Origin of the sequence: Sphingomonas sp., from assembly GCF_965200135.1 — a bacterium.
Lineage (GTDB): Bacteria > Pseudomonadota > Alphaproteobacteria > Sphingomonadales > Sphingomonadaceae > Sphingomonas.
The window spans coordinates 317,852-334,241 of record NZ_CBDATK010000004.1 but is presented as its reverse complement, the minus strand read 5'-3'; the positions used below and the strand labels follow the sequence as shown (position 1 = coordinate 334,241).

Annotated in this window: 13 protein-coding genes; 9 read left to right on the top strand and 4 right to left on the bottom strand. The window is 66.1% G+C overall.

Annotated elements, in window-relative coordinates; all coding sequences use genetic code 11:
* Positions 1–19: 19 nt before the first annotated feature.
* Entirely contained in the window at positions 20–2,182 is a 2,163-nt protein-coding gene (locus tag ACOFKS_RS03785; RefSeq protein WP_419807905.1) for a beta-glucosidase family protein, read from the bottom strand.
* Positions 2,172–4,352, bottom strand: a complete 2,181-nt coding sequence (locus ACOFKS_RS03780) for a glucoamylase family protein (RefSeq protein WP_419807904.1) — start codon at positions 4,350–4,352, stop codon at positions 2,172–2,174. Before ACOFKS_RS03780 ends, ACOFKS_RS03785 begins: the two co-directional genes overlap by 11 nt.
* A 397-nt stretch (positions 4,353–4,749) precedes the next feature.
* Here ACOFKS_RS03780 and ACOFKS_RS03775 point away from each other — a divergent pair, with 397 nt between their 5' ends.
* Entirely contained in the window at positions 4,750–6,669 is a 1,920-nt protein-coding gene (locus ACOFKS_RS03775) for a glycoside hydrolase family 97 protein (protein ID WP_419807951.1), read from the top strand.
* Here ACOFKS_RS03775 and ACOFKS_RS03770 read toward each other — a convergent pair.
* Together ACOFKS_RS03770 and ACOFKS_RS03765 are read right to left on the bottom strand one after the other, a co-directional pair.
* Positions 6,662–6,847, bottom strand: coding sequence for a hypothetical protein (locus ACOFKS_RS03770; RefSeq protein ID WP_419807903.1), 186 nt, complete (start codon positions 6,845–6,847; stop codon positions 6,662–6,664). The two genes, ACOFKS_RS03775 and ACOFKS_RS03770, sit on opposite strands and share 8 nt — an antisense overlap.
* Before the next feature lie 315 nt (positions 6,848–7,162).
* Positions 7,163–8,116: a GlxA family transcriptional regulator gene (locus tag ACOFKS_RS03765; protein WP_419807902.1), complete on the bottom strand. Its 954-nt coding sequence runs from the start codon at positions 8,114–8,116 to the stop codon at positions 7,163–7,165.
* Here ACOFKS_RS03765 and ACOFKS_RS03760 point away from each other — a divergent pair.
* From ACOFKS_RS03760 to ACOFKS_RS03725, 8 genes are all read left to right on the top strand, one after another.
* Complete coding sequence (locus ACOFKS_RS03760; RefSeq protein WP_419807901.1) at positions 8,115–9,431, top strand: sarcosine oxidase subunit beta family protein; 1,317 nt, start codon at positions 8,115–8,117, stop codon at positions 9,429–9,431. The two genes, ACOFKS_RS03765 and ACOFKS_RS03760, sit on opposite strands and share 2 nt — an antisense overlap.
* 10 nt (positions 9,432–9,441) lie before the next feature.
* Positions 9,442–9,681 (top strand): sarcosine oxidase subunit delta, encoded by a 240-nt coding sequence (locus ACOFKS_RS03755; RefSeq protein ID WP_419807900.1) that lies wholly within the window; start codon positions 9,442–9,444, stop codon positions 9,679–9,681.
* Positions 9,678–12,629: a sarcosine oxidase subunit alpha family protein gene (locus ACOFKS_RS03750; RefSeq protein WP_419807899.1), complete on the top strand. Its 2,952-nt coding sequence runs from the start codon at positions 9,678–9,680 to the stop codon at positions 12,627–12,629. Before ACOFKS_RS03755 ends, ACOFKS_RS03750 begins: the two co-directional genes overlap by 4 nt.
* The gene (locus ACOFKS_RS03745) at positions 12,622–13,125 is read left to right on the top strand and encodes a sarcosine oxidase subunit gamma (protein ID WP_419807898.1); all 504 of its coding nucleotides are present in this window, start codon (positions 12,622–12,624) and stop codon (positions 13,123–13,125) included. Before ACOFKS_RS03750 ends, ACOFKS_RS03745 begins: the two co-directional genes overlap by 8 nt.
* Before the next feature lie 26 nt (positions 13,126–13,151).
* Positions 13,152–14,009, top strand: a complete 858-nt coding sequence (gene purU, locus ACOFKS_RS03740) for a formyltetrahydrofolate deformylase (RefSeq protein WP_419807897.1) — start codon at positions 13,152–13,154, stop codon at positions 14,007–14,009.
* A gap of 57 nt (positions 14,010–14,066) precedes the next feature.
* Entirely contained in the window at positions 14,067–14,726 is a 660-nt protein-coding gene (locus ACOFKS_RS03735; protein ID WP_419807896.1) for a helix-turn-helix domain-containing protein, read from the top strand.
* Between the two features lie 99 nt (positions 14,727–14,825).
* Entirely contained in the window at positions 14,826–15,704 is an 879-nt protein-coding gene (locus ACOFKS_RS03730) for a class II glutamine amidotransferase (RefSeq protein WP_419807895.1), read from the top strand.
* On the top strand, positions 15,701–16,387 hold the full coding sequence (locus ACOFKS_RS03725; RefSeq protein ID WP_419807894.1) for a protein glxC: 687 nt from the start codon (positions 15,701–15,703) through the stop codon (positions 16,385–16,387). Before ACOFKS_RS03730 ends, ACOFKS_RS03725 begins: the two co-directional genes overlap by 4 nt.
* Positions 16,388–16,390 lie beyond the last annotated feature (3 nt).

The following is a 16,390-nucleotide window of genomic DNA, read 5'->3' as shown; positions in this document are numbered from 1 at the left end:
GGCAAGAACCACCGCAGCATCACGGCGCGACCGTCGCCGCGGTGATCGCCACATCGCGGCTTGCGATCATGGTCGCCGCATCGGTGCCGATCGACAGGCGATAGCGGCCGGACGCGACAGCCCAGCCGCCGTTCCGGCGGCGCGCGAGCAGCCGGGGGTCGGCCTCGATCGTGACCTGCCGCTGCTCCCCCGCCGCCAGCGTTGTTCGGGCCCAGCCGACCAGGCGGGTCGGCGCATGCTCCGGCCCGACCAGATAAAGTTGCGGCACCGCGATGGCGGCGCGCCTTCCCACGTTGCGGATCGTCGCTTCGACGCGTGGATGCGGCCCGCCGAAGAAGCGAACGCCGCTGAACGCCACCTGCCCATAACTCAAGCCGTAGCCGAAGCCGAACAGCGGCGTCTGCCGCGTTTGGGCGAACCAGCGATAGCCGACATTCGCGCGTTCGGAATAGGCGACCGGTCTCGCCGGATCGGCAGGCCCGGCGCGCGGCAGCTGGGTCGCGGCACGGGGAAAGCTGAGCGGGAGGCGCCCGCCGAAGTCGACATCCCCCATCAACAACCTGGCGAGCGCCACCCCGCCGCGCTGGCCCGAATACCACGCCTGGACGACTCCATCGACGGCATCGAGCCACGGCATCAGCACCGCGCCGCCGGTTTCGAGCACGACGACGGTCCGCGGATTAGCCTTCGCCACCGCGGCGATCAGGTCGTCCTGGCCATCGGGCAGCGACAGACTAGGCAGATCCTGCGCCTCCGTGCGCCACTGGGTAGCGAAGACGATCGCCAGGTCGGCATCGCGCGCGGCCGTGGCGGCCGCCGCCTTGTCGGTGCCGTCCACGTACGTGATGGTCGCATCGGGCGAGGCGACCCTGAGCGCCGCGAGCGGCGAGGATGCATGCCAGGAGATCCGCGCAAAGCTGCTCGCCGCGCCCTGGGTCAGTGGGATCTCGACTGGCATGCCGCCCACCGAGCGGACTTGCGACGAGCCACCGCCGGACAATACCCCGACATCGGCATGCCCGCCGATGAGGACGATCCGCTGGGCGGTGCGCGCGAGCGGCAGGATGCCGTGCTCGTTCTTAAGCAGGACCATGCCCGCCTCGGCGACGCGCTGCGCCACATCCGCATGCGCGGCATCGTCGATCGGTTGCCTCGTCGCAGGCACCGGATCGTCATACAGACCGCTGGCGATCACCGCCGTGAGGATGCGCGTCACCATCTGGTCGAGTCGCGCCTCCGGTACGGTTCCTGCGGCGACGGCGGCAGCGAGCGGCGCGCCGAAGTAGATCTTGGTATCCAGCTCTTGGCCGGACTCCTGATCCAGTCCCGCGATCGCCGCCTGTTCGGTAGAGTGCACCGCCCCCCAGTCGGACATCACGAACCCCGGATACCGCCACTCTGCGCGAAGCACGTCGGTGAGGAGCCACTGGTTCTCGCAAGCATAGACGCCGTTCACCTTGTTGTAGGCGCACATCACCGATCCCGGGCGACCATCCTCGATGGCGATACGAAACGCGAGCAGATCGCTTTCATGCAGCGCGTCGGCATCTAGCCGCGCGTCGAGCACGTCGCGTCCGGTTTCCTGTGCGTTGAACGCGAAATGCTTGACGGTCGAAATGATGTGATTGGATTGAACGCCGGCTACGGCCGCGCCGGCCATGATCCCGCTCAACAGCGGGTCTTCACCGAAATACTCGAAGTTGCGCCCGCCCCAGGCGTCGCGGGTTAGATTGACGCCGCCGGCGAGCATCACGTTGAATGTCATGGCACGCGCTTCGCCACCGATCATCGCACCGGCCGCACGGGCAAGCGCGGGATCGAAGCTGGACGCCAGCGCCAGCGTGCTCGGCAACGCGGTCGCGGTATCGCCAGCGCGCTGCTCCATGTTGTTGGCGACGCCCAGGCTAGCGTCGCTTTCGCGCAACGCCGGTATGCCCAGGCGCGGCACGCCCGGCACATGCCCCGCTGCATTCGCCATTTCAGGCGGCAGCGGCTTTTTAAAAACCGGAAAGAAGCCATGGACGTAACGCAGCTTTTCCTCGCGCGTCATCTTGGCGACGATCGCCGCGGCGCGCACGGCCGGGCCGTCCCCCTGCGGCTCGGCCCATGCGGACTGAGCCAGCGCCATCGCCAGGAGCGGTGCCAGCAGACGTATCGGGCGGTGGCCCGTCTTACCGTGCATCGCGCTGCAATCGGATCTTCTGTTGCATGGTGGCGATCTCCGGATTGGCCATGAACGAACGCCAGACGAGGCCGGTGCGCGCGTTCTCGATCATCACCGTCTGCGGCGCCTGGTTCAGACCCATGGTAATACCCGAATACCAGTCGCGCTGCTCGTTGAAGCTGTCACGAAAGCCATAGATGTCCCACAATCCGGCGCCCAGATCACGATACCAATGCCGGATCGCGAGCATCGATGCCTCGGGTGTATAGACATAGCTGGATACCGCCCCGGTCGGCGCCACCGTACCGTCATCGGTCAGAAACGGCTTATACTCGTGGTATTCATCCTCGGGGCCATCAACGGCAGTCAGTCCCCAGCTATCGGCACCATACCCCTTGAACTTCGCCGGATTAGCGATCGAATACGCCTGGCTGATCCGCGCGATCTGCCGGTTGGCGTCGAAATAGTTGCTGAAGCGATCTTTCACTCCGCGTGGATCGTAGCCGAGAAAGCTGTAGTGGGTGAAGAACAGAGGACCTGGACTACCTTTCGAGATTGCCGTCTGCGGGAAGTAGTTCTGAGTGGTTGTGATGCCCAAGAACGTCCGCGGCACCCCGTAACGCTCGCCATAACCGCCATAGGGGTTGTCGTTCTGGCGGGTGAAGCCGGTGTCGTAGATCGATGCCGGCGAAGGATGGGTGGGCGAGGCGATAGCGAGAAGATACGGGATCATCGTCTCGTTCAAACCTTCCATCCGGTTTGCGATCTGAAAGCCGTAATTGGGAGACCAGTGCCAATAGAGCGCATCGCGCTTGGGCGTCGCGCGGAACCAGTCCCAATCGATCGCCTCCCACAGTCGTGTGATCCGGGCGCGCAGCTCTTGCTCTTCTGGCGTAGCGCGGGTGTAATAGCCGCGCGCGGCGAGCAGCCCCTGCATCATGAAGGCGGTTTCCAGCAGGTCGGCACCATCGTCGTAGATCTGGAATAGCGGCAGCGCCTTCCCGGTGCGGCCAGACATGAAGTGCGCCCACGCACCCTTGAAACGATCGGCTCGCTCGAGGAAACCGGTGATACGGTTCAGCCTTGCGACCGTGGCCTCGCGCGGCACGAAGCCACGGTCGGCGGCGACGATCATCGCCATCGCCCCGAACCCCGAAGCGCCCAGCGCTATCGTGTCGTCGTCGCCCGGCTGGCTCTCACGCGCCATGCCCGAGTTCGGCTCGGCCGCGTCCCAGTAATAGCGGAAGCTCGCTTGCTGGACCATCGTCAGCAGCTGGTCGTCGGTCATCGGGTGCGTCGCCGCGCGTGCCGCAACCGACTCCGCGGATTCGGCAAGCGCCGAGGTGCGCGCAGACACGCGATAGGCGATGCGCGCGTGCGGATCACCGATGAAATCGGAATAGGCTGTCACCCCCGCCCGCTGCACGCCGATCGATCGCCACCCTCCGCCATTGAGTGAGCGGTAGATCACATATTGCGCCAGGTCGGGGTCGTTCACCGGATGCCATTGAAGCAGGACGTGGCGCTCATAGCCGGTCGCGGTAAGCCCGGCCGGCGTCGGTGGTGGCGTTGTCGAACCTGGCTCGGCTTGGATCCGCAGATCGTCGAGAATCAGCTCGTGCGCGCGTCCGTCGCCGGCCGCCCCTTGCGACAACACCAGCCCGCCCAGCCGCGCGGGATCGAAGCCGTGAATCGAGCTGGCGGTGAAGCGATCAAGCGGGATCACGATCCGCGTCCATCGGCGGGCCGGTATGCCGCCAGCAAAGGCGGCTAGCGGCTGCGCTCGGGTAGGATTCTTGGTAAGGTCGACGAGCGCCACCTGTGGCAGATCCGCAGCGGCGATCCCGGCGTCGCTCCACGCCCAGGCATAGAGGGTCGTGCCCGCCCACCGATCGGGACGGTTCCGCCAGCGATAGCTGTTGACTTCGGCCGACCAGTTGCCCTCTTTCGCGGAAGTCCAAGCAAGGCGCAGTGCATTGGGGCCGCTAATCACATGCGCGCCGGTCACCGGCAGTTTGTCGGCCACCAGTGCGAGCCGGCTGCCACCGGTCGCCTGCCCCCGACTGTAGTGAAAGGCATCCGGCGCCAAGCTGGTATCGAAGAAGACTTCGTCGGAGAAGTGCTGGTCTGCACGTGCCGGCGCGGAAGCCAGCGACAAGAGCAAGAGGATCGATGGAACGCGCCTCATTTGCCGACCTCCCGGAAGCCGTGACCGAGTTCCATCCGCGGTTCTGCCAGCCGGGCGAGAAGCGACAGCGGGAACCGCGTCTGCCCTTCACCCACCGAGCTACGCAGGTTCGAGCGCCGGTGGGCGGTGGCCAAGAACGGCGGCGGAACGCACTTGCGCTCCCGGCACGCGTCAGTCCCACGATGGTCGATCGGGTCTAGCATACACGTCCTCATGCTGACACGCCGTCTGTGATCACGAAGACGCGGTCATTCAGCGCTATTTGTTGGTAAAAAGTCCGTCCAGTCAAGTCACCACTGGCGCGTCGCCTGCCACAGCGGCTAAGGCTAAGTGCCTTGAGAGAATCGTCGAGGCGAAGGTCCAGACGCTGCGCACATCCATCACTGTGATCCTAGCGATGCTGCTCGGAAGCTCGCCCGCTGGTGCGGACGTGGTCGTTCGGTCACCTGGCCGCGTGGCGGCGGTGATGGTCTCGCTATCGGCCGCGGGTACGCCCAGATGGGCGTTATCATGGCGCGGCAGACCGGTACTCGATCCGGCCCCGCTCCGGCTGCGCCGCGCCGATCGCCCGACGCTGCCCCTGAAACTCGCGGGCTCCGTCCGCCGCTCCTCCGGCGACGCGCTGGTAACCGGCTTGCTCGGCAAGGCGAGCAGTGCACGCGACCGCTACAACGAAGTCGTGGTCACCATGACCGATGGCAACGAGCCCCTAGAACTGGTCGTTCGCGCCTACGACGACGGCGTCGCCTACCGCTGGCGCTTCCATACGTCTGGCGACTTCGCCATCGCCGACGAGGACGCCGGATTCGGTGTCCCCGCATCCGCGCGCGTTTGGGCGGCGCCGGCAGGAAGTTTTACGTCATCCTACGAGGCCTATTACCGCACCGGAACGCTCGATCGGGCGGCAGCGGAGGGTAGGCTCATCACCTTGCCCCTGCTGGTCCGGCGCGGCGCCGTCTGGGCGGGGATCACCGAGGCGGCACTGCACGACTGGGCGGGACTGTACCTGGTGCGCCATGCCGGCAGGCCGGGGTTCGGCTCGCGGTTGTCGCCGCGCCCCGGTCGACCCGGAGTCGCGGTGACCGGCGGCCCCGGCGATCACGTGTCACCATGGCGCGTGGTGATGCTGGGCAACACGCCGGGAAGCTTGATCGAGTCGAATCTTGTGACCCTCCTCAACCCGCCGCCCGACGATCGCGACTGGTCTTGGGTAAAGCCGGGCAAGACCAGCTTTCCCTGGTGGAACGACTATGTCTGGGCTGGGCAGAAGTTCGCGCCCGGCCTGAACACCGCCACCATGCTGGCGTATATCGACTTCGATGCCGCGCACGGCATTCCCTATCACACGCTCGACGGGGTCAACGGCCAAGCTTGGTATGCCGGCCCGATCGCCCCCGACGGGAACGTCCAGGACCTCACCCGCGCCCGCGCGGGGATCGACATGGCCGCGATCTTGGCCCGCGCTCGCCTGCGTGGTGTGCGGCTGCGGCTATGGACGCACTGGGTGCCGCTGAAGGCGCAACTCGATGCCGCGCTCGACCAGTGGCAGCGATGGGGCATCGAGGGATTGATGGTCGACTTCATGGATCGAGACGATCAAGACATGGTCGCCTTCTACGACGAGATCGCACGCAAGGCGGCAGATCGCCAAATGACCGTCGTCTACCACGGTGCCTACAAGCCTACCGGTGAGAACCGGACCTGGCCGAACATGTTGAGCCGTGAAGCGGTTCGCGGCACCGAGTACGACAAGTTCGCCGACAATCCGGGCAGCACGCCGGAACATGAGGTGACTACGCCGTTTACGCGAATGCTTGCCGGGCCGATGGACATTCACCAGGGTGGCTTCGACGCGGTTTCGCCCGGCGACTTTCGCAACCGCAACAGTGCGCCGCAGGTGATGGGTACGCGAGCGCGGGCGCTGGCGACGTATGTGGTGGTGGAGAACGGGCTGCCGATGGTCGCCGACACCCCGGCACGGTACGTTGGCGCGCCCGAGTTCGGCTTCGTCGCCGCAACCCCGTCGACCTGGGACGAGACGCGCGTGCTGGCTGGCGAGGTCGGTAAGTATATCGTGATCGCTCGGCGAAAGGGCAAAGACTGGTGGCTGGGCGCGATCACCGATCGCAGGGCGCGCACCCTTACCGTCCGACTCTCGATGTTGAGGGGGGCCGGCTGGACGCTCGACGGCTATGCCGACACCGCAAACCGCAACGTCACCGGTCATATCGCCGCGCGGGTGGACGCCGGTCGACCATTGGTGATGCGGCTTCTCGGTGCGGGCGGCTATGCGGCGCGGCTCACCCAAGTCAGGTGAGTCGCGCCGGGTCGAGTACGATGTGCCGAATGCGCCGACGATCCCAGTAGGTGACGTGCACGAGCCCGTCCCGGCGTTGGATGACCGCCGGATAGGCATAGCCGTCGTGAAGCGGCGCGCGCTCCAAGGTCGGCGCTTGATGCCAATGAAGGCCATTGACGGAACGCGCGATGCCCAACGCCGGCCGCCGTCCTTCGGGCGATCGGGCAAATCTGCGCTGGGATGTAGACCAGCTGCTGTCGCCCGTCGGACGGGGTCACGACGTTGGCTGCCCCCTCCTCACTTCCCCCGAACCATGCGACGGCAATCGTGCCGTCCGCCAGGTCGACGATCGTCGAGGCGTGACACTGCGCGTAAGAGTGATGCCGGATCGATGGATTCGGAGGAACGGCCGGATCGGGCATCGCTCCACCGACTGCCGTAGCCGCGACGGACGGCATGCCTGCCGCCGTCAGCATTCCGCGCCGGTCAAGACCGACGTCATGTCTCCCTTCTAACGACCTGATCGGGCGGACACAGGGGTTCGCCGATGCCGCTGCGTGAAGCGGCGCGAAAAATGCGCGGCGCTGCGGAAGCCGCAGGCCATCGCGACCTCGGTGACGGACAGGCCGGTCGAACGCAGCAACTCCAGGGCACGATCGAGGCGTAGCGTAATGTAGACCTCGCCGATGCCGGCGCCGAGTTCGGCCTGACACAGTCGTTCGAGTTGGCGCAGCGATATGCCCGCCCGTTCGGCCAGATCGCTCCGCGACAACGGCTCTTCGATCGCTGCCTCCATCGCCGAGAGCATCGGCAGCAGCCGTCGGTTCGCCGTGTCGTGGCGAACGGCGACATCGGTCCGCTGGGCATCATGAGCACCGCGCAGCCCGGGCCGGATGAACCACTCACCCACCTGTTGCGCGAGCAGCCCGCCGTGATCACGCTCGATCAGAGCGAGCGCGAGATCGAGGCCCGCGGTGCCGCCCGCACAGGTCATGCGGCTACCGTCGATCACATAAAGGCCCTGTTCGAGCCGCAGGTCGGGAAACTCGGTGCGCAGTGCTGCGGCGTGTTCCCAGTGGATGGCCGCGCGCCGCCCGGCGAGCAGCCCGGCCCGCGCGAGCAAGAAGGGTCCGCCCGAAATGCCGCCGATGGCGACGCCGCGTCGCGCCTGCGCGCGTAGAAAGCCGAAGCAGGCCTCGTCGCGGAAACGTGCCGGATCCCCACCGGCGAAGACGAACAGCGTCTCGTGATCGCCGGCGTCGGCGATGCTGTGGTCGGCCACCAGCCGTGCGCCGTTCGACGCGATCACCTGGCCGTCGGTCAGCGCGATATGCTTCCAGTCGTATAGCTTGGTGCCCGCCAGCACGTTCGCGGCGCGAAACGGCTCTATCAGGGCAGCGTAGGACATGAGGGCGAAGCCGTCGATCAGCAGTAGGCCGATATGAGAGACGGCGTTGGTGGACATGCCGACGACGCATATAGACAAGCAGCGCAACGCCGAAGAAGTTACTTTCGACTTAGTGACGAAACGATACTCGATCCTCTCGCTCGCTGCCCAGGCGCTCGGCGGCAACCGCGGCTGGCGGCCGGTGTGGCGGGACGCGAGTCCGGCCGAAGGCTATGACATCATAGTCGTCGGTGGTGGCGGTCACGGTCTTGCGACGGCCTATTACCTTGCCAGGATGCATGGCATCCGCCGCGTCGCGGTGATCGAAAAGGGTTGGATCGGCGGCGGCAACGCCGGCCGCAATACCACTATCATCCGCTCCAACTATCTCCTGCCCGGCAACGTGCCGTTCTACGAATGGTCGATGAAGCTATGGGAGGGGCTCGAGCAGGAGCTGAACTATAACGCGATGGTCAGCCAGCGCGGTGTGCTCAACCTGTTCCACTCCGACGGCCAGCGCGACTCCTACGCCCGGCGCGGTAACGAGATGCGGTTGCAAGGGGTCGAATCCGACCTGCTCGATCGCGATGCGGTACGTCGACAAGCACCATTTCTCGACTTCGATACGGAGCGTTTTCCCATCGTCGGCGGACTTTACCAGGCACGCGGCGGCACGGCGCGGCACGATGCGGTCAATTGGGGCTACGCGCGCGCCGCCTCGGCGCTTGGCGTCGACATCATCCAGAATTGCGAGTTGACCGGATTTCTGCGCGATACGGCGGGGGCGGTAGTTGGCGTCGAGACGACGAGGGGCCCGATCCGTGCGGGCAAAGTGGGCATGGCGGTCGCGGGCAACAGCTCGCGTGTCGCTGCGATGGCGGGGCTCCGTCTGCCGATCGAGAGCCACGTCCTGCAGGCATTCGTCAGCGAAGGCCTGAAACCGATCATCCCCGGCGTGATCACCTTTGGCGCCGGCCATTTCTACATCAGCCAGTCGGACAAGGGTGGGCTTGTCTTCGGCGGCGATATCGACGGCTACAACAGCTACGCGAGCCGCGGGAACATGCCCGTGGTCGAGGGCGTGTGCGAGGGCGGGATGGCGCTGATGCCGATGATCGGTCGTGCCCGGCTACTCCGGAGCTGGGGCGGGGTCATGGACATGTCGATGGACGGCTCACCGATAATCGACACCACCCCGCTGTCCGGTCTCTATCTGAACGCCGGCTGGTGCTACGGCGGCTTCAAGGCCACGCCGGCCTCCGGCTGGTGCTTTGCCCATCTGCTCGCCACCGGTCGTTCGCACGACACCGCCACCGGCTTCCGGCTTGATCGGTTCCGCTCCGGGCACTTGATCGACGAGAAGGGGGCCGGCGCTCAGCCGAACCTGCATTGAGGCGAGAACGATGAGGATCCCCTGCCCCTATTGTGGCGATCGCGATGCGCAGGAGTTCGTCTACCGAGGCGATGCGGCGCCCCAGCGCCCTCACGACGAGGCGGCGTTCTTCGACTATGTCTATATTCGCGATAATCCCGCCGGGCCGATGCGCGAGCACTGGTATCACGCCCTGGGCTGCCGCAACTGGATGGTGGTTATGCGTGACACGCGCACCCACGAAATCCACGGCGCGGAGCTGACGCGATGAGCCGCCGGGCGAAGGGTGGGCTGATCGATCGGACGCAACCGCTGTCGTTCACCTTCGATGGCAGCCGGTATTCGGGTTTCGAGGGCGACACGCTCGCGTCGGCGTTGGTGGCGAACGATGTGCGACTGGTTGGCCGATCGTTCAAATACCATCGCCCCCGCGGCATCCTGACCGCCGGGTCGGAAGAGCCCAACGCGCTCGTCACCCTGCGCACCGGTGCGCATGCCGAGCCGAACACGCGGGCGACCACCATCGAGCTGTTTGACGGGCTGGTGGCGTACAGCCAGAACCGCTGGCCGAACCTGCGCTTCGACGTGATGGCAGTGAACCAGTTGTTCGGACCGATCTTTGCCGCAGGCTTTTATTACAAGACCTTCATGTGGCCGGCAGCCTTGTGGGAAAAACTGTACGAGCCGCTGATCCGCCGCGCCGCCGGCCTTGGCGCGCTCTCCGGCTTGCCGGATCCCGACACCTACGACCGCGAGCACGGCTTCTGCGACCTGTTGGTGATCGGCGGCGGCCCTGCGGGTCTGGCCGCCGCGCTGACCGCCGGACGCGCCGGCCTGCGCGTCATATTGGCCGAGGAGGACACTCGCCTCGGCGGACGACTGCTCGGCGAGCGTCACGAGATCGACGGGCAGGCGGGCGCGACCTGGTCGGAACGGATCGCCGGCGAACTGGGCGCGCTTCCCACCGTCCGCGTGCTTTCCCGCACGACCGTCGTGGGCGTATATGATGGGCCGGAATATGTCGCCGTCCAGCGCCTTTCGGACCACCTGCCCTCTTCGCCCGCCGGTCAGTCTCGCCAGCGGCTGTGGAAGATAGTCGCAAAGCGGGCCATCGTCGCAAGCGGCGCTTTGGAGCGGCCGCTGGTATTCGGCGGCAACGACCGACCGGGTGTGATGACCGCTGCGGGCATATCCACCTACGTCAACCGCTTCGCCGCGCTGCCGGGTCGGCGCGCGGTGGTGTTCACCTGCAGCGACAGCGGCTGGCAAACCGCAGCGGATCTGATGACTGCGGGCATCGAGGTGGCCGCCGTGATCGACCCGCGCGACACGGCGCCGCCGCAGGTAGAAGTGCTGCGCCGAGGGGGTGCCGAAATCCTGCTTGGCGCGGTCGTGACCGATGCGATCGGCGCGCCTGTCCGCAGCGTGGCGGTGAGGCTCGCCGGCGGCCGCACCCGCCGGATCGCGTGCGATCTGGTCGCGATGAGCGGCGGCTGGAATCCTGCGATCGGCCTCGGCAGCAACATGGGCGCGCGGCCGGTCTGGTCCGATGCGTTACAGACCTTCCTGCTGGACACGACATCGCCCGGCCTCGCACCGGCCGGAGCGGCAGCAGGACACTACTCGCTGGCCCGCGCATTGAACCACGGCGCCTCCCAGGCCGTCGCCGCTGCCGATGCGCTCGGCAAGGCGGCAACCGCACCGTCCTTCGCCGTTGCCGACGAGCCGGCCGGAGTCCGCCCGCTGTGGCACACGCCGGGTCGCGGCAAGGCGTTCGTCGATTTTCAGCACGACGTGACCGACAAGGACATCGCGCTGTCCGCGCGCGAGGGCTTCGTCTCGATCGAGCATCTCAAACGCTACACCACGCTCGGCATGGCGACCGACCAGGGCAAATCCAGCCAGCTCAACGGCCATGCGCTGCTCGCCACGGCGACAGGGAAGTCAATCGCGGAGGCGGGCACGGTGCTGTCGCGCGCGCCCTATCAACCAGTCGCGATCGGCGTGCTCGCCGGTCGTCATCGCGGCACCAGCTTCCAGCCGGAGCGCCGCACCGCCAGCCACGATTGGGCGGCCGTGCAGGGAGCCAGTTTCGTCGACGCGGGGATGTGGAAGCGCGCGCAGTGGTTCTCGCGGGCAGGCGAGCGCGACTGGCTCGATAGCGTCAACCGCGAGGTGACGGCGACCCGCGGCGGCGTCGGCATCTGCGACGTATCGACGTTGGGCAAGATCGACGTGCAGGGGCCGGACGCGGGCCTGCTCCTCGATCGGCTGTACATCAATACCTTTTCCACCCTGCCGATCGGCAAGGCACGTTACGGCGTGATGCTCCGTGAAGACGGGTTCGTGATGGACGACGGCACCACCACACGCTTTGCCGAAGACAGTTTCTTCGTCACGACAACGACGGTGAACGCCGCAAGGGTGATGCAGCACATCGACCATGCCCGCCAGGTGCTCTGGCCCGAACTCGACGTTCAGGCGACGTCCGTGACGGAGCAGTGGGCGACGTATTCCGTCGCCGGCCCACGATCGCGTGCGCTGCTTCAGGTCGTGCTCCCGGACGTGGACCTGACGACCGCGGCCTTCCCGTACATGGCGGCGGCGAGGATCCGCTGGAACGGTCTGCCGGCACGGCTTTTCCGCTTGTCGTTCTCGGGCGAATTGGCGTTCGAGATCGGCGTGCCGGCCGCTCATGGCGAGGCATTGCTGCGCCGCCTGTTCGAGGTCGGCGACCTGTTCGACGCGGTGGCCTACGGCACCGAGGCGCTCGGGGTGATGCGGATCGAAAAAGGACATCCGGCGGGTAGCGAGCTCAACGGCACCACCACAGCTACGGATCTCGGGATGGGCCGAATGATGTCGACGAAAAAGGATTTCATCGGCCGGGTCATGGCGGCACGTCCCGGTCTCGCCGATCCGACGCGACCGGCGCTGGTCGGGCTGCGACCGGTCGATCGCACGGCGAAGATCAGGGCCGGCGGGCACCTTCTTCGCACGGACGCGCCGCGCACCGCTGCCCATGACGAGGGGTACGTGACCTCCGCCGCCTATTCGCCGACGCTCGGCCACGGAATCGCGCTGGCGCTACTGACCGACGGCCCAGGGCGGCATGGGGAACGGATCGCGGTACACGATCCGGTGCGAGGCGCCGACGTCGAGGCGGAAGTCTGCCATCCCGTGTTCGTCGATCCCGAAAGTGCTCGCGTCCGTGGCTGAGGCCCTCGTCGTCACCTGTCGCGACGGGCTGGGGATCGCCGCCGTGATGGCGCGCAAGGGCATCGACGCGGCCGCGATCGGCGCAGCGCTCGAGATCGAGATGCCGCGCGGACCGCGAGCGATCTTCGCCGCCGATCGCACGGTGATCGGGACCGGCCCCGGCACCTGGCTTCTCCTCGCCAGCCCTGCCAGCGCCGATCACGCCGAGGTGGTGGCGCGGACGCTGACCGGCCTCGCCTCGGTCGCCGACCAATCGAGCGCCTATGTCGTGCAGCGGCTGTCGGGCGCGGGCGCGCGCAAATTGCTCCAGCGCGGCGTGGGCATCGATCTGCATTCCGACAGGTTCGGCGCCGGTTCGGCCGCGAGCACGGTGATCGCGCACATCGGGGTAATCCTGTGGCAGGTCGACGAGCGCCCGACTTACGATATCGCCACGTTTCGCAGCTATGCCTCGAGCTTTCGTCGCTGGCTCGACCACACCACGCCCACCCTCTGACATCCCCGTTCATCGCCGAGGACCCGATGGCTGCCGCCTATCTGCTCACCCTCTCCTGCCCCAATCGCCCGGGGATCGTCACCAGGGTCACCGCCGAGCTGTTCCGCCACGGCGGCGACATCAAGGAAGCACATCAGTTCGACGACGTGGAGACCGGCCGCTTCTTCATGCGTATCGCCGCCGCGCTGCCATCCGTGGAGGACGCCGCGGCGTTCCGGCGGGGGTTCGAGGCGTTGGCGGCCGAATTGAGGCTGGATTGGGCGTTCCGCCCCCGGGACGAGCAGCGCCGGGTGTTGATCCTCGCTTCGAAATTCGACCATTGCCTGGTCGACCTGCTCTACCGCCATCGCATCGGCGAACTAGCGATGCAGGTGGTCGGCATCGTGTCGAACCACCCGCGTGAAACTTACGCTGACACCGACCTCGGCACCATTCCGTTCCATTTTCTTCCTGTTACGGCGGAGACGAAGCACCAGCAGGAAGCCTCGATCAAACATATCGTCGAGGCGACGGGTGCGGAACTCGTGGTGCTCGCCCGCTATATGCAGATCCTGTCGGACGATCTCGCCGGTTTCCTCGAAGGACGCTGCATCAATATCCACCACAGCTTCCTGCCGGGGTTCAAAGGGGCCAAGCCTTATCATCAGGCGCATGCGCGTGGCGTCAAGCTGATCGGTGCCACCGCGCATTATGTGACCGCCGACCTGGACGAGGGGCCGATCATTGAACAAGACGTCGAGCGAATCAGTCACGCCGACAGCGCGGATGATCTGGTCCGTAAGGGCCGCGACATCGAGCGGCGTGTGCTGGCCCGCGCGGTCGCCCTGCATCTCGAAGGCCGCGCGCTCGCCAATGGCCAGAAGACCGTCGTTTTCCGGGATTGACCATGCCGCTGATGACATGACCTCTCGCTCCAACTAGACACTGTTTCGGTTGTGCCGGTGGAGCATCAGGTCATCTCAGTTCGATCGTTCTCTGGAGAAGGCGACGACCTTCCGACCGGATCAGCGGCACCGGCGGTCCCGGAACGGAACCTTGAAAAGGCGCTCGGCAATCAGGTCCGGACCGTGCGCCGGCAACATGATCTCTCCGTCGCCGATCTTGCCGCGGCTGCCGGCATCTCGAACGGTATGCTGTCGAAGATCGAGAACGGCGGCATCTCGCCGTCGCTTTCCACACTGCAGGCCATCGCCGCGGTGCTACAAGTACCGCTGTCGTCGTTATTCGCCTCCTTCGAGGAGCGGCAGGACTGCTCGTATGTCCCCGACGGCAAGGGTTTGACGATCGAGCGTCGCGGTACGAAGGTGGGGCACGTCTACCAATTGCTCGGGCACGTACTTCGCGGCGACGTCGCGGTCGAACCTTACCTCATCACCTTGCGCGAGAATGCCGCCGCACACACGGGCTTCCGCCATGCCGGTGTCGAGTTCCTCTACATGCTCAAGGGCTCGGTCGATTATCGCCACGGATCAGAGGTCTATCATCTTGCCCCAGGCGACTCCCTCCTGTTCGACAGCAGTGCGCTGCATGGACCCGAAACGCTGGCCAGCGAGGAAACTCGCTACCTGTCGATTATCATCTACCCCCGCAGCGAAATCTGAGTGCTGGCAGTTTCTTCACAGGAAAATGATATTCGTGAAGATTGACCGATCTCCAAGCAGAGGTTAGGCGTCAGGTTCACCTCCCAAGGACCTCGCGCAATGTGCGGCATCGTCGGTCTGTTTCTGAAAGACTCCGCGCTGGAGCCGCAACTCGGATCGCTGCTCGCCGGGATGCTTGAGGTGATGAGCGATCGTGGGCCGGACAGCGCCGGGTTCGCTGTGTACGGCGCGGGTGACCCCGGCCGTATCAAGCTGACGATACGTGGTGCCGATCTCGACAGTGTCGCAACCGCAATCGGTAGCGAGGTCGGAGCGGTGGTGCGCGACAGTCATCTGGTGCTGAGCTTTCCCGGCGACCAAGAGCAGCAGGTACGCGCCTGGCTCGCTGCCGAGCGACCCGACCTCGTCGTCATCGGTGCCGGGCAACGAATAGAGCTCTACAAAGAGGTCGGCAGACCGGCCGATGTCACCAGCCGGTTCGGGCTTGCGGGCATGGCGGGCACGCACGGCATCGGCCATACCCGCATGGCCACCGAGAGCGCCGTCACGACCGATGGCGCACACCCCTTCTCAACCGGCGCGGACCAATGCCTGGTGCACAACGGCTCGCTCTCGAACCATCGCTCGCTGCGCCGGATGCTCGAGCCTCAGGGCATCGCGTTCGCCACCGACAACGACAGCGAAGTCGCCGCCGGTTATCTCGCTTGGAAGCTGCGCGAGGGTTCCACTCTTGCCGAGGCGTTGGAAGATAGTCTCGGCGACCTCGACGGCTTCTTCACCCTCGTCGTCGGCACCGAGGGCGGCTTCGCCGTGGTCCGGGATCCGATCTCGTGCAAGCCGGCGGTCATGGCCGAAACCGACCGGTACGTCGCCTTCGGCTCCGAGTATCGCGCGCTGGTCGGGTTGCCAGGTATCGAGCATGCTCGCGTGTTCGAACCCGAACCGGCGCGCGTCTACGCTTGGGAACGCGCTCGATGATGGTGGTCGACCTTGCGGCCAGCACCAGGCGGGAACTGAACGAGCAGCTTCACCGGCTGCCCGCCGACACCAACCAGACCTTGTGGCGGGTCGAGAACCCCCACGGCCAGCACGCATTGGCCGTCGGGCTGAATACGCCGGTCACGGTCGAGATCGCCGGTCACGCCGGTTACTACTGTGCGGGGATGAACAGTCGCGCCACTGTAGTCGTCGAGGGTAATGCCGGGGTCGGGGTCGCCGAGAACATGATGTCGGGCAAGGTGCACGTGAAGGGCGACGCCAGCCAATCGGCAGGGGCAACCGCCAATGGCGGCCTGCTGGTGATCGATGGCGACGCGTCTGCACGCTGCGGCATTTCGATGAAGGGCGTGGACATTGTGGTGAAGGGCTCGATCGGACCGATGAGCGCGTTCATGGCGCAATCCGGAAATCTCGTCGTGCTGGGTGACGCGGGCGATGCGCTCGGCGACTCGATCTACGAGGCAAGGCTGTTCGTGCGCGGCAAGGTGAAGAGCCTAGGTGCCGACTGTGTCGAGAAGCCGATGCGCGACGAGCATCTCGTCGAACTGCGCCGGTTGCTCGAAGCTGCGGGCGTGACGGCCGTGCAGCCGGGCGACTTCAAGCGCTATGGTTCGGCGCGCCGGCTTTACAATTTCCACGTCGATCATGCGTCGGCTTACTGAGGC